Origin of the sequence: Clostridioides difficile ATCC 9689 = DSM 1296, assembly GCF_001077535.1 — a bacterium.
Lineage (GTDB): Bacteria > Bacillota > Clostridia > Peptostreptococcales > Peptostreptococcaceae > Clostridioides > Clostridioides difficile.
This window is the reverse complement of record NZ_CP011968.1, coordinates 728,056-742,407: the sequence shown is the minus strand read 5'-3', so window position 1 is coordinate 742,407 and position 14,352 is coordinate 728,056. Positions and strand designations below refer to the sequence as shown.

Sequence of the window (14,352 nt, the reverse complement as noted above, 5' to 3'; positions counted from 1 at the left end):
TTTTAGATGCTACCCTACTTTAATCTAATTAATTGAAATAAATTAAATATTTTCTATATCAGCAATAACTAGAGTCAACAATTAAAATACTAATATTGACAATTGAAACACTGATACTAACAAGCAAAACACTAATATTGACAATTGAAATACTAATACTAACAAGCAAAACACTAATATTGACAATTGAAATACTAATACTAACAAGCAAAACATTAATATTGACAATTGAAATACTAATACTAACAAGCAAAACATTAATATTGACAATTGAAATACTAATACTAACAAGCAAAACACTAATATTGACAATTGAAATACTAATACTAACAAGCAAAACACTAATATTGACAATTGAAATATTAATACTAACAAGCAAAACATTAATATTGACAATTGAAATATCAATACTAACAAGCAAAACACTAATATTGACAATTGAAATATCAATACTAACAAGCAAAACACTAATATTGACAATTGAAACACTGATACTAACAAACAAAACACTAATATTGACAATTGAAATATTAATACTAACAAGCAAAACATTAATATTGACAATTGAAATATTAATACTAACAAGCAAAACACTAATATTGACAATTAAAATACCAATATTAACAAGCAAACAATTAAAATATAAATTATTATATCGGAGGTAATTATATGGAAATTAAGAAAAAATTAGTCATGAGCTTTAAAAATGTAAAGGATAAACAAGTTTCTTTTTCTATAGAAAATCCAAAGGATGATTTAACTGAAGAAAATATAAAATCTGTCATGGATTTGATAGTATCTAAAAATATTTTTTCGGTTGGAGGATTTGACCTAGCTTCTGTGGTTGAAGCCAAGGTTGTGGAAACAAATACCACTCCTTATGACTTAGTTATAGAATAGGGGGCTAATTTTATGGATGATAGTTTACAACTGTTAATAACCAATGTTGGTTTTCCTATAGCTCTATCCATGTACTTATTGGTTAGAATTGAGGGTAAATTAAATACTTTATCAAACAGTATTGATACATTATCCAAAAATATTTTGATATTTAAGAAGTAATTTGACAATATATGTAAGTCATAAAATAGGTCTATTTGTAAAATAATTAGGCATATTCTATGTAAAATGCTAGGATATTTGGATAATTTATCCAAATATCCATAGTATTTTTTTGAATTTTACCACCTCAAATTTGAATTTCACTGTTTTATTTTTGAATTTCACTATGCTTAATTTGAAATTTAGAACGCATCTAGTTGGACTCAATAAGATATAATGCTATTCTAATGACAGTAATAAAATGAGGTGATGATTAATGAAAATACATGTCGAACAAGGTATTAATTGTGATGATATTGAAATAACCATAAAATGTTCTGCTCTAGATAATAACATTGAAAAAATAATTTCATTATTGAGTACACCGTTACTTGATATAAAAGGTAAAAAATCAGGAGAGATTTATAAACTCAATGTCTATGATATTTTATACTTTGAGACAGTTGGAAATAAAACATTTGCTTATTATGAAGATGATGTATTTGAAATTGATTTAAAAATATATAAATTATCAAAATTATTAGCTAATACATCCTTCTCACGAATATCTAAATCCATGATTTTAAATATGGACTACATAAAAAGTATAAAAGTAATATCACATAATCGCATGCAAGCTACTTTAAAAAACAACGAAAAAGTTATTATAAATCGTCGTTATATAAAAAATATTAAAGAAAAGCTAAACATTTAATAAAAATCTAAAGTAATTTATTAATATCACTAATTGCAAATTTATTGACCTATTTAATAATTAATAATAATATAATATATTCAATATTAAATACTAATTAATTATATTTAGTGTAAAAATAATTAATCAAAATATAAAAAATAGGATATTATTATAGGCAATAACTAACATCAAGCGATAACTTAATACATATAAAAATAAATAAACAATTAATAAAAATTAAAACTTCATTATAAAACGGAAGGATAGTGAAAAAATGCAACTATATAACACCCCCTTTAATACAAACAAACACTTAATCTATTTCTTTACATTTACGCTAGTATTGAACTGGATATTCAGTCTTACACCTGCGTTGCTCGGAATTACAAATACAATACTTGGAGAAATCATTTTTTATCTTGCATATACATCACCAGCTATTGTAGGTCTATTTTTTATTTCTACAATCTATCCACAAAGTGCAAAACAAGATTTTATTTATAGATACCTAAGCTTTAAAGAAATTAGAATAAAATGGATACTATTAACAATATTATTTTTTGCTTTAACTTTTATTACTTCGTTAATAATCGGAAATTACTTTAATGTAAAAACTTCTGATATAGATTGGATACACATAGCAGTGTTTAGACCTTCTAAAATAGCTTATATGCTATTAGCAAGTTTTATATTGAGTATACTTAGTCAAGAAGCTGGATGGAGAGGATATGCCATTGACAAATTATTAGTTAGATTTGGATTTATAGGCTCTTCAATTATTTTAGGGCTTGTTTGTGGAATCTGGTATCTAGGGTCGTATTTTACACCTAATCAAATACCATATAATTTGGCACAATACTCCCTATTTGATGCTTTTTTATTTATACCAAACATTGTACTTTTAAACTTTATAATTAATTTTGTATATATCAATACAAGTAGAAGCATTTTATCAGCTGGGTTAGTTCATATGATGTACTATTTTTTCAACATTCAATTACTTCTACACTACCCTATTAAATTATGTGTAATAGCTCAATATGTACAAATAATATTTGGTTTAATATTTCTTGTATATATGATTTCTTCTAATAAATTTAAACAGAAGGTAAATTCTGAAATTGAACAGATAAAGTCGGATGATTTTGAATTTGAGTTAGACTGGTAATTTTAATATGAATTATAAATTAAGATAATCTATGATTTGATACGATTACTACTTAAATATAATTTACTCTCTATAATTTATTGTAACATCTGGAAAATAATTGTATTTCCACAAACGCTTGAAGTATATAAAAACAAAATATATACTGATTATAAGTGAAAAGGAGGTCATATTTTCATGTTTAAAATAGGAGAGGTTTCAAAACTAACACAAATTTCTATTCGTATGTTGCGTTATTATGATGAACTTGGTATTTTAAAACCTGCAAAAACAGACAAATATACAGGTCATAGATTATACTCAGTTGAACAGATTTCAATATTACAAAGAATTGTATTATTGAGAGATTCAAAATTTAGCGTTGCAGAAATAGCAAATATCGTACATAATTGGAATGATGAATTTGTAATTAAGGAATTGAATAGAAAAAAGAATGAAATACAAAAGGAAATAAAGCAGGAACAACAAAGAATAAATAAAATTGATAAATTTATAGAAGCTATAAACTGTGATAAAGATGAAATTCATTACAATGTTGTCTTTAAAAAGATTCCAAGTTATAAAATCATATCACTTAGAGAGATAATTCCAGACTACCAATCTGAAGGTATACTCTGGGAAAAGCTATCTAAATTTATCAAAGAAGAACATATAGAAGTATCACGTCAATCCAACAATAACATAGCTTTTTACCATGATGAAGAAGTCAAAGATAATGGTGTAGATATTGAAGTTGGAATGGTTGTAAAGAAGATTGGAAAGAACAAATCTGGATTTATATATCGTGAGACAGAAGAAATTGATATGATGGCATGTACTATGGTTTATGGTCCATATGAAAATATAGCTGGTGCATATGAATCGTTCTGTTATTGGTTAGATAAAAATAGTGATTATCAAATATCAGGTATAAATAGACAAATCGGTCATAAAGGTGAACATAATGAAATAAATCCTGAAAATTATCTTACAGAAATTCAAATCCCCCTTATAAAAGTCTAATCGATTAGTACTTAAATACTTAAGTACTAATCACCCATTGACATCCCAAAATTTTCATGATAGTATCTAAACGTGTATTAAACATGTTTAATTTTTTATGAAGAAACTTTTAAGGGGAAAAATTATGAAAGCAGATTCAACAAAGGAACAATTAATTAATGCCACAATCCAGTTACTATCTTCACATAGAGATGTTTCAAGCATTACGGCTAGAGAAATTGTAGCTAAAGCAAATGTCAATTTAGCTATGATTAATTATTATTTTAAATCTAAAGAGGAGTTAATTAATATTTCTATTAAAAAATTTTTAAAGCGTCATATGGATGAATATAAGGCTACACATGATACTAAAAATTTAGCACCTAAACAGCAATTAAGGGAAATACTAATTGCATTTTTTGATTTTATAGGTGAACATAGTCAATTTATAAAGATTTCTGTACCCTATATATTGATACAGGAAGAAATTGTTTATCCATTTGAGATACTACCTTTAATTAAGGCTCACTATGAAAATCAGAATAACAAAAAAACTGAAGCTGAATACAGAACTATTGCGTATCAAATAACTTCATTTATTCAGTTGCTTTTTCTTCGTTCTAATGCTTTTTTCAAGTATAGTGGTATTGATATTCTTAATGTTGAACAGAGAAATGGTTTAATAGATTTTCAATTAGATTTATTATTGGTAGATATTACAAAATAATACTATATTAATTTTTTATGTACATTTTTTTATTTTATGGTAACGTTTGAAAATATTCTCATTGACTAAAAATACTTGCATTAAATAAGGGGGAGGAATTTTAATGTTTTTTACATTTATAGGAGTAATATCAGCAATTTTATTGTTGTGTACAATTATATGTGGTTTATGGATAAAACTTAATAATCGTAATAATGACTCTAATTCTCACTTTACTTTTTCAATACTTTCAATTGCTTTTTCACTGTTAATTGTGGTGGCCTTTTTAGTAAGAAATTAATGTCTTTGTTATGCTGAGGTTTATTATTATAGATTTTTATTATTGCATGATTTTTACTATATTATAGTATTTTTATTATATTACAGGGTCTTATTTATTATAGTGTTTTGTTGTTACAGCATTTTATTATATTACAGAGTCCTATTTATTATAGGATTTTTATTATATTGTAAAATCTTATTTATTATAGGATTTTGTTATATTACAATCTCTTATTTATTGCAGTGTTTTGTTATTACAGTATTTCTATTATATTGCAAACTCTTATTTATTATGGTATTTTGTTATTGCAACATTTCTATTATATTGTAAAGTCTTATTTATTACAGTTCTTTATTATACTACAGACCTTTATTATTACAGCATTTCTATTACATTGTAAAGTCTTATTTATTACAGTTCTTTATTATACTACAGACTTTTATTATTACAATCTCTTATTTATTACAGTTCTTTGCTATACTACAGACCTTTATTATTACAGCATTTCTATTACATTGCAAAGTCTTATTTATTACAGTTCTTTATTATACTACAAACCTTTATTATTACAACATTTTATTATTTTAACTTCTTTACTATAATATAGTAATATTTTAATATCTCAAAATCATATCAATCACTTTTCAGCATAGTCTAAAATACTTCCACTTTCTAAAATTATCTATCATACCTATACTAATAATACTTTTTAACCTTTTTATTATAAATTTCAATTGTTTTTAACAACCTATTTATTTCCAAAACTCCAATATATTTTCTCAATTACATTGTGTTAATAGCCCCTAAATCCTTTCAAATTATTTACAATACATTCCATTAAATAATCTTACTGCTCTATAATTCTTTTTTTCTTTTTAACCCTACTATACATTATTTACATCATTTTTTTCAATACAACATTCGTTATTCTATAACCTTTTTACTTTTACTATATACTTCTTTTCTAACTACACCTTCAATGTTCCACATCATATTACTTTAGCACAACAATTAATACCTAAAAATAACCCTCTAAATCCTCCAATAATATAATCAATTTAACTATAATAATAACCTCTCACACTATCCAAACAATATATTTTCAAACATTACAAAAAAACATCCAACTATTACAATATAGCTCATATCCCTCCTCCCCTTTCAAATGCTATCATTGACTTACAAGATAAATGAAAGTGAGGATGATATATATGCTTAAAGTAAACCAATTATGTAAATCATATAAAACAGGCAGTAAAACATATCCTGTATTAAAAAATATTTCTTTTGAAATCAACAAAGGAGAATTTGTCGCAATCATGGGTTCATCAGGAAGTGGAAAAACTACTCTTTTAAATTGTATTTCATGTTTTATCCCAATTGATAATGGGGAAATAATTCTTGGAAATAATAATATAAGAAATTTAAAAGAAAAGGAACTTTCAGAAGTTAGAAATCAACAACTAGGATTTGTATTCCAAGACTTCATGCTATTTGATGGTCTTAGTGTCTTTGAAAATATATGTGTTCCACAAATTATCAAAGGTAGTCAAGTCTTACAAATGGAAAACCGTGCAATTAATCTATGTGAGCTATTTGGTATTGAACATATCAGAAAAAAATACCCTGCCGAAATATCTGGTGGAGAAAAACAGCGTACAGCAGTAGCAAGAGCACTCATGAACAACCCAGATTTAATATTAGCAGATGAACCAACTGGTAACCTTGATAGTAAGTCTTGTCGTACAGTCATTGAATCATTTTTAAAAGCAAAGCAAGAATTAGATGCTACTATACTCATGGTTACACACGATAGCTTTGCAGCAAGCTTCTGTGACCGAGTTATTGTGCTTAAAGATGGAATAATTTATAAAGAAGTTGTAAAATCAAATTCAAGACATAAATTCCTAGATGAATTACTAGAAGTTTTAAAAGAAATGGGAGGCGCTCAAGATGACAATTAATAAATTATACAGTAAACTTCGAGCCTATAATTGGAAGAACTATACAACTTTATTCTTTTGTATAATACTTTCTGTGGTATTAGTAACTTCATATGCTCTAATTTATTTTAGCCCAACAATACAAAACATACTTCCAACTGGTGGAGATAGCAGAAAACAGGCTACAATGATATTCTCAGTTGCTATATTAGGATGCACTGTCTTTACTACATACGCATCTTCCCTCTTTTTAAAATTTAAAAGCAAGGAAATTGGTATTTTCATGGCTCTAGGAACAGATAAGAAGAAATTAAAAAAACTTCTATTTTCAGAGATATTGTTAATTTCAGTAGTATGCTGTTTTTTAGGTCTTATATTAAGTATTCCTGTATCTTTTGGTATATGGAAAATATTTCAATTAGTGATTATTGATACCAGAGAAATGACATATCATTTTGGAACTCAAGGATTCATATATGGATTTATATTTAGTGTATTTGTGACATTATGCATATTTATACTTTCTGTAAAATTTATTAATCGTACAAATATAATTGATATATTAAATGACCAGAGAATATCTGAACCAATACAGGATGTAAAGGACTGGTATGGTATATTAGGTATAATTTTTATTATACTAGGTATTTTTCTAGGATATCTCGTACCTTCACTAACTATAAACAAATTAAATTATAGACTACCATCTGTATGGAGCTTTACTTATCTACTCTCTCTTATTGGAATATATATGATTATGACATACATAGTTGTACATGCTAAAAGAGGAAAACATCCAGAGAAATACTATAAAAACATCATATCAACTAGCATGATGAGATTTATGGGAAGACAAACAGTAAAAAACATGTGTGTTATTTCATTTTTGATTGCAGGAGCATTATTTGCTGTATTCTATGTTCCTAATATGGTTACAGGTATCTATGATACTCTTAAAAATAACCCTATAGATTATACTTTTACCTACAATCAAAGAGATAAACAGGTATCAAAAAAAGATATTGAACAATTAGCAGATAAACACAATATAAAAATTCAAAACTATATGGAAATTCCTTCTATAGAATTAATTGTTGATGGTGTAGAATCAATATATCATAAAGATGGAACTATCGAAAAGGTATATATGAAAAAAAGCTCCTATGATATGTTCTTTAATTCTAAAGATTTTTCCAAGCTAATTGGCAAACCAATAACTATAAAAAATGGTGAATATCTTGCTGTTGTAAATAAAGGAAATGAAAATCAAGATTATAAATATACCAAATTTATATCAAGCCCAGTCACAGAAAAAGAAATCCCCTTTAGATATGCTGGAAAAATAATATTTAATGGTTCTTTTTTTCAAAATAGAAGTATGAACGCCTATGTCCTTAATGATGAGGATTATAAATCATTTACTAAAGATTTATCCATAAAAAATTACAATAATTCTATACTATTTAATGTAGATAAAGATACCTATGCTTTTGCCAATGACTTAAAGAAAGAAATTATAAAAAGAACATCTAAGGAAATGGGCATGTTCAGTGGTTATGATGAATACGTAAAAAAACGTTATGAATCAACTGGAAGAAAATATTTTATGGATGAAGAATATCCAAGTGGTGAAGGTCATTTAAAACTAGACCCAAACAACAATCAGTTGTATCTTAATTGGAAATACTATCCTAACTTTAAAATTTTACAAAGCCAAGATATGATAAAAAACATGGCAGTCTTCTTAATGTTATTCATATATGTGGCAATCATATGTTTTACAGCAGTAGGAATCATTGCATATACAAGGGGTGTTACTATAGCTATAAATCACAAGCAGGTCTTTATGGATTTAAATCGATTAGGAGCAAACAATGATTATATAAAGTTCTGTATTAGAAATCAATTAAAGAAAGTATTTTCATACCCTCTTATTGCAGGAAGTTTTTTAATTTATCTGTTTAATTTTATGATTATGTTAAATAATGATGGTAGAATCGTCAATAGTGAGGTCAATGCTCTTTTGATAAACTTAGGTTTTATAGGGATTTGTGGGGTTTATATGTACCTTATATATCTATTAACTTATAAGAAATTCAAAAAAATTATTGGTATTTTATAATAAAAAAGGTTATTAGATTTTTAAAGTAATAAAATCATTGGTGTTTTATAATAAAAAAGGTTATTAGATTTTTAAAGTAATAAAATCATTGGTGTTTTATAATAAGAAAGGTTATTAGATTTTTAAAGTAATAAAATCATTACTTTTTATAATAATAAAAGCATTTGTATTTTATAATAAGAAAGATTGTTAGATTTTTTAATAAGAAAATCATTAGCACTTCAGAATAAGTTTAATAGAATAGTTTTAAGTGTAAGTATACTAATATAAAAAATTTTATTTTGCTATCTGGATATAATTGTTATTTCATTTTATATATCTAGGTAGCAAAATATATTATATACTTAACTATATAAATATAAAATTTGAAAGGAGATAAAAAATTGACTTCGATTTGTATTTGTGATGATGAAAAACAACAAAGAAACATGCTGAATAAAATCATTACAAGAGAAATGGATTTGTGGGGCTACCCCTACCAAATAAAAGAATATTCAAATGGAGAAAGTCTAGTATACAATCTAGAACACGAAAATTATTACATAGATATTATTTTTTTAGATATTGAACTTGGAAAAAGTAATGGCGTTGACATAGCAAAAACTATACGAAAACATTCAAAGGATACTATAATCATCTTTGTCACAGGTTTTTCTGACTATGTATTTCATGGATATGATGTAGGAGCTTTGAACTACATCTTAAAACCTTATAAAACTGAAAAAATATGTAAAGTATTAAAAGAAGCACTAAAAAAATTAGAACAATGGAAAGAAAACTTTATTACAGTTCAGATTGGAACTAATCTTTGTAAAATTAATACAAAAGATATCCTCTACTTTAAAAGTGAGCTAAGAAAATTAACTGTAGTTACCTTTGATAAAACATTAGAATACTACGGAAAATTAAATGATATGGAAACTGTTCTTCCCTCTAATTTTATACGTACGCATCAAAGGTATATTGTCAATCTAAACCATGTAGATAGTATAACTCAAACTTATGCCAAAGTTCAGAATGAAAAAATTCCTATAAGCCGTAAAAAATATCAAGAGGTTGTAGGAAAATTTACAAGGTATATGTTAGAATCTTAATTTTTGAAGTTCAATCTCTAGAATTTTATTTTTGAAACTTAATTTTTTAAAGCTTAGTTTTTAGAGTTTTGTTTTTTCAAATTTAATTTTTTGAAGATTAATTTCTAGAATTTCAATCTTTCAAAATTTAATTTTTTGAAGCTTAGTTTTTAGAGTTTTTTTCAAACTTAATTTTTTAAAGCTCAGTTTCTAGAATTTCAATCTTTCAAAATTTAATTTTTTGAAGCTTAGTTTTTAGAGTTTTTTTCAAACTTAATTTTTTAAAGCTTAGTTTCTAGAATTTCAATCTTTCAAAATTCAATTTTTTGAAGCTTAGTTTTTAGAGTTTTTTTTCAAATTTAATTTTTTGAAACTTAATTTTTAAAATTTCAATCTTTTAAAACTCAATTTTTTGAAGCTTAATTTCTAGAATTTTATTTTTCAAAATCAATTCTTTGAAATCTAATTTCCAGAATTTTAATTTTTAAGATTTAATTTTTTAAAACTTAGTTTCCAGAATCTTAATTAATAGAAAGGTATATTAAATGGGCATTTATTCTTTAATCTCTACAAGCATAAATTTTATTCTAATATTAATCAATATTTTCATAGCCTTTTTTCTTTATAAGTTGACTTCCTATTTTATAGACTTTAGGAATCATTGGATTTTCAAAATCATATTGATTTTGGGCTACTCTATTATTAGTCAAATGATAATATGGCTTTCCGACCCCGTAAATATTTTGTTTACACTATTTGGATATTTTATACTACTTATAATATGTAGCAAAAGCAAATTAATTCCTATAATATCAGTTGTCATGATACTTTATCCTATTATAATTGGGCTTAATTTTCTTTTTATAAACAACCCTATATATGAGGAACTTATACACTCAAAAGAGTATATTTTAATACTTTCAATAGTCCAGATAATTTCTGCTCTAATTAAATTATTATTTTGGTTTTTAATACATATTTTCCTAAAGAATAGATTGGTCAATATAAAACAATACTTATCAAATAAAATATGGATTTTTATTGATATGGTATGTATATCTTCATTTTTATCAATATTAATTGCTATTATTCTGCCACCTACTAATTTAATCCCTATGGGTAGTAATAAGAATATTATCTTAGGCAACTTACCTTATGGCACTTATCTAATCATCTTGTCAGCAATTCTGGCAAATATCGGTGTGATACTTCTTTTACAGCCATTGATTGAAAATGTAAAGATGAAGATAGAAAAACAAGCAAATCACCTAAAAGAAAAATACTATAACTTACTAGAAAATCAACAAATTCAAATACGCAAAATGCGACATGATATGAATAATCACTTTCAAATGATTGAATCGTATTTAGAAATTGAAGATATTGCTGGAGCTAAAAAGTATTTTAATCAGTTAAAAATAGGTATAGGTACTCTTAGTGGAAAACAATTTTGCAAAAACCAAGCTCTTAACTCAATTTTAAATCTTCGTCATACAAGTTTAGAAGAAAATGGTGTTGATGTGCACTTTAATATAGATATAGACAATCACTTGGGTATAGAACCTATAGATTTATGTACTATTTTTTCAAATTCTTTAGATAACGCTATAGAAGCATCTTTGAAAATTCCTGATTTGTCAAATAGAAAAGTGGTATTAAAGGCACGTTGTGAGAAGGAGTATTTTAGCTATTTATTGACAAACAACAAGGTAAATCCTATCAATAGAAAACAAGAACTATTTATTTCAGATAAAAAAGATAGTAATTCTCACGGATATGGTATTGAGAATATTAGAGAAATTGTTAATAAGTACAATGGAAAATTGGATATCTCTTATACTGAGAGTGAATTTTCTTTATTTCTTTATATTAGATTATTTTAGTCTAAAATTAGATTATCTTATATAATACAAATTAGATTGTTTGATACTATGTAAAATTATAATAACTTATAATTAAATATTTACACATATATTCATTAACTTAAAATTTAATCAAATGTGATATTTTATTTACCTTAGTAAAAATGTGTGTGTCTCAAAATAAACTTTTTAGTTGATGAGGCACTCTTTTTTACATGAAATCAAATATATTTTTATCCTTTCAACAATGAAAAAGGGATTTATCTCTCCATTTTGAAACAAGCCCTTTTTCTATTAATTACTTTCTTAAAAAATATAATACAATATATAAGATAAATATCTAATTGTACCTATTTCTAATTATATCTATTAGAATACAACACCTTTGCCTTTTCAGTAAACTCCCTAACAAAATCTAGTTTACTATCTGTATAAGCATCACGATTATGCTCATACTTCTTCCAAAGGTCCAACTTAAGTTTTTCATACTCCTTTGCAACATCTGGGTGGTCAATTAAGTAATCTCTAAAAAACAACTCATCATTATCACCTACATACCTTATATGCAAATGAAAAACTCGTTCTTCAAATCCATCTACTGTATACCCTTTATTAAGTGAAAGCCTACTACTGCTCTCAGACATACAAATATATCCATTCGACTCAATCAAATCTTTAATATCTTTCATATTATAATCAGGAATTATCTCAATCAGTATGTCAACAATGGGCTTGGCATAAATCGTACTCACAGAAGTACTTCCAATATGACTTATTCTAACAATTTTTTGCATTGGCAATATTCCAGTTAGTCTATATTGTTCTTCTTTAAACCAATTTTTCCAACATTCTTTGTGAGTAGTCAAAAATATAGGAAACAAGTTCCATAACTCCTCTAAAGTCATATCTTCCAACTTCTTTTTCATTAGTTACCTCCTTTTAAATTTGTACTTTATATTTTTTCTTTTTCAAATTTACTTAGTTAATATTTAACTTTATTTTTTATCAAATCATTTTTCTAATTATGTAAATTTTTCTAAATTTAGTTTTTAATGTATTATAATAGATTTTTACCCTTCTTACACTTTTGCATTTTTTTAAATATTAGAACATTTTTAATCTACAATTGTAGTAATTTTTTCTTTACCTGTATTTACTGGCATTGGAGCTTCTAAAGAATAATTCATTGGCTTTAATATAATTAAAGTAAATTTAACATATGTGAAAGATACTTATTAAAATTATTTATATTAATCTCTTGTTAAACTTTGTATTTTTTAATTATCTATATAAACATTAATCTGATATGTAGGTTTTGAATTAGTTCTGTTTTCAATAGGTGTTTGTTTTGAAAGTGGATAAAATATTGATTTAGTAGTAATTAAATCAATTTTAAAATATGTAATAGAAGATAATAAACATAAAATAACTGCTATCAAAATACCATTTCTGTACTTTTCATTAAACATACTAAACACTCTTTTTTTAATATCTGACTCCTTATGTAATCCAGCCACAAATTTATTTGAACTATTTGAACCTTTTCTCATTGCACTAATTATTGTCAATGCATAATCCTGCTTCTCTTCTATCGTACAATTCTTCAAAACTCTTTCATCACAATAAAATTCACAATCCAAATCTATAAACTTCTCCATTATATACACAAAAGGATTAAACCAATAAACACATTTTAAAAATATCACCAAATACTTAATATAAAGGTCTTTACTCTTAAAATGCATCAACTCATGCCTAAATATCCAGTTTAACTCTTTCAATGTATAATCACATGGTGGTAAAATGACACACGAATTAAAAAATACTGGACTTTCAACTTCATATGAATATTTAAGCCGTATTTTTTTATTTATCTTAAGCTCTTTTAATAAATTTTCATAAAGATTTTTTATCTTATCATCCTCAACATCATAAGACAAATCATTTATCATATTTTTAAGCTTAATATATTTCAATAAAGTATAAACTAAATAAAATATCGTAATAGCAATCCAAACAGAGACTAAAACAGTACTATATACAATAGAAATACTATTAAAATTGCCTAAACTTATCTTATTAATATTACCATTATATTTTGACTCATTAAATATAAAAGTATAATTCATAAATGGTAATGATAGCTTAATAATCACAATAAGCCATATATAGTAATTAAATTTTTTACTGAAAATCTTAAATAAAGTTATTCTAAAGACTAATAAAATAACTATAAAAATACAACTTACTAAAATTGTTCTAAAGATATCATTTAAAAATGAACTAACCACAGATACTCACCTTTCTTATACTTTTATATTTATATAATCATCTACACGAATACTAAACTGATATGTAGGTTTTTAATTAACTTTGTTTTCAATAGGCGATTGTCTTGAAAGTGTTTTAAAAGTTGATATAACAATGATTTAGGAGTAATAAGGTCAATTTTAAAATATGTAATAAAATATAATAA

The 14,352-nt window shown here is 25.1% G+C and carries 13 protein-coding genes; 11 read left to right on the top strand and 2 right to left on the bottom strand.

The features are described from left to right. The first annotated feature begins 669 nt into the window (after positions 1-669). From CDIF1296T_RS03915 to CDIF1296T_RS19635, 11 genes are all read left to right on the top strand, one after another. Positions 670-900 carry a DUF2922 domain-containing protein gene (locus CDIF1296T_RS03915; RefSeq protein ID WP_003437662.1) on the top strand — a complete coding sequence of 77 codons (231 nt, stop codon included), beginning with the start codon at positions 670-672 and terminating at the stop codon, positions 898-900. A 12-nt stretch (positions 901-912) separates the two neighbouring features. Further along, positions 913-1,062: a YvrJ family protein gene (locus tag CDIF1296T_RS03910; protein ID WP_003429511.1), complete on the top strand. Its 150-nt coding sequence runs from the start codon at positions 913-915 to the stop codon at positions 1,060-1,062. 256 nt (positions 1,063-1,318) lie between these two features. Then, the gene (locus CDIF1296T_RS03905; protein WP_009895641.1) at positions 1,319-1,756 is read left to right on the top strand and encodes a LytTR family DNA-binding domain-containing protein; all 438 of its coding nucleotides are present in this window, start codon (positions 1,319-1,321) and stop codon (positions 1,754-1,756) included. A 256-nt stretch (positions 1,757-2,012) separates the two neighbouring features. Further along, positions 2,013-2,906 (top strand): CPBP family glutamic-type intramembrane protease, encoded by an 894-nt coding sequence (locus CDIF1296T_RS03900; protein ID WP_003437659.1) that lies wholly within the window; start codon positions 2,013-2,015, stop codon positions 2,904-2,906. A gap of 177 nt (positions 2,907-3,083) precedes the next feature. Beyond that, positions 3,084-3,908, top strand: coding sequence for a MerR family transcriptional regulator (locus CDIF1296T_RS03895; protein ID WP_009895633.1), 825 nt, complete (start codon positions 3,084-3,086; stop codon positions 3,906-3,908). 124 nt (positions 3,909-4,032) lie between these two features. Further along, complete coding sequence (locus CDIF1296T_RS03890) at positions 4,033-4,614, top strand: TetR/AcrR family transcriptional regulator (protein WP_009888409.1); 582 nt, start codon at positions 4,033-4,035, stop codon at positions 4,612-4,614. 103 nt (positions 4,615-4,717) lie between these two features. Next, entirely contained in the window at positions 4,718-4,894 is a 177-nt protein-coding gene (locus tag CDIF1296T_RS03885) for a hypothetical protein (RefSeq protein WP_003429517.1), read from the top strand. 1,193 nt (positions 4,895-6,087) lie between these two features. Beyond that, positions 6,088-6,840 (top strand): ABC transporter ATP-binding protein, encoded by a 753-nt coding sequence (locus tag CDIF1296T_RS03875; protein WP_009895631.1) that lies wholly within the window; start codon positions 6,088-6,090, stop codon positions 6,838-6,840. Positions 6,841-6,913: 73 nt separating this feature from the next. Continuing rightward, positions 6,914-8,941, top strand: a complete 2,028-nt coding sequence (locus CDIF1296T_RS03870; RefSeq protein WP_021377816.1) for an FtsX-like permease family protein — start codon at positions 6,914-6,916, stop codon at positions 8,939-8,941. Between the two features lie 383 nt (positions 8,942-9,324). Continuing rightward, complete coding sequence (locus tag CDIF1296T_RS03865; protein WP_009895627.1) at positions 9,325-10,035, top strand: LytR/AlgR family response regulator transcription factor; 711 nt, start codon at positions 9,325-9,327, stop codon at positions 10,033-10,035. 1,025 nt (positions 10,036-11,060) lie between these two features. Then, positions 11,061-11,897, top strand: a complete 837-nt coding sequence (locus CDIF1296T_RS19635; RefSeq protein ID WP_009895625.1) for a sensor histidine kinase — start codon at positions 11,061-11,063, stop codon at positions 11,895-11,897. Positions 11,898-12,232: 335 nt separating this feature from the next. Here the strand turns inward: CDIF1296T_RS19635 and CDIF1296T_RS03855 are convergent, their stop codons facing one another. Together CDIF1296T_RS03855 and CDIF1296T_RS03850 are read right to left on the bottom strand one after the other, a co-directional pair. Next, positions 12,233-12,802, bottom strand: coding sequence for a GrpB family protein (locus CDIF1296T_RS03855; protein ID WP_003437637.1), 570 nt, complete (start codon positions 12,800-12,802; stop codon positions 12,233-12,235). 351 nt (positions 12,803-13,153) lie between these two features. Then, positions 13,154-14,167 carry a M56 family metallopeptidase gene (locus CDIF1296T_RS03850; protein ID WP_009895618.1) on the bottom strand — a complete coding sequence of 338 codons (1,014 nt, stop codon included), beginning with the start codon at positions 14,165-14,167 and terminating at the stop codon, positions 13,154-13,156. Positions 14,168-14,352: the final 185 nt, after the last annotated feature.

Bases quoted from the DNA above. Each gene is read 5' to 3' on its own strand.
- CDIF1296T_RS03915 (WP_003437662.1), top strand. From the start codon at position 670: ATGGAAATTAAGAAAAAATTAGTCATGAGCTTTAAAAATGTAAAGGAT.
- CDIF1296T_RS03910 (WP_003429511.1), top strand. From the start codon at position 913: ATGGATGATAGTTTACAACTGTTAATAACCAATGTTGGTTTTCCTATA.
- CDIF1296T_RS03905 (WP_009895641.1), top strand. From the start codon at position 1,319: ATGAAAATACATGTCGAACAAGGTATTAATTGTGATGATATTGAAATA.
- CDIF1296T_RS03900 (WP_003437659.1), top strand. From the start codon at position 2,013: ATGCAACTATATAACACCCCCTTTAATACAAACAAACACTTAATCTAT.
- CDIF1296T_RS03895 (WP_009895633.1), top strand. From the start codon at position 3,084: ATGTTTAAAATAGGAGAGGTTTCAAAACTAACACAAATTTCTATTCGT.
- CDIF1296T_RS03890 (WP_009888409.1), top strand. From the start codon at position 4,033: ATGAAAGCAGATTCAACAAAGGAACAATTAATTAATGCCACAATCCAG.
- CDIF1296T_RS03885 (WP_003429517.1), top strand. From the start codon at position 4,718: ATGTTTTTTACATTTATAGGAGTAATATCAGCAATTTTATTGTTGTGT.
- CDIF1296T_RS03875 (WP_009895631.1), top strand. From the start codon at position 6,088: ATGCTTAAAGTAAACCAATTATGTAAATCATATAAAACAGGCAGTAAA.
- CDIF1296T_RS19635 (WP_009895625.1), top strand. From the start codon at position 11,061: ATGGTATGTATATCTTCATTTTTATCAATATTAATTGCTATTATTCTG.
- CDIF1296T_RS03855 (WP_003437637.1), bottom strand. From the start codon at position 12,802: ATGAAAAAGAAGTTGGAAGATATGACTTTAGAGGAGTTATGGAACTTG.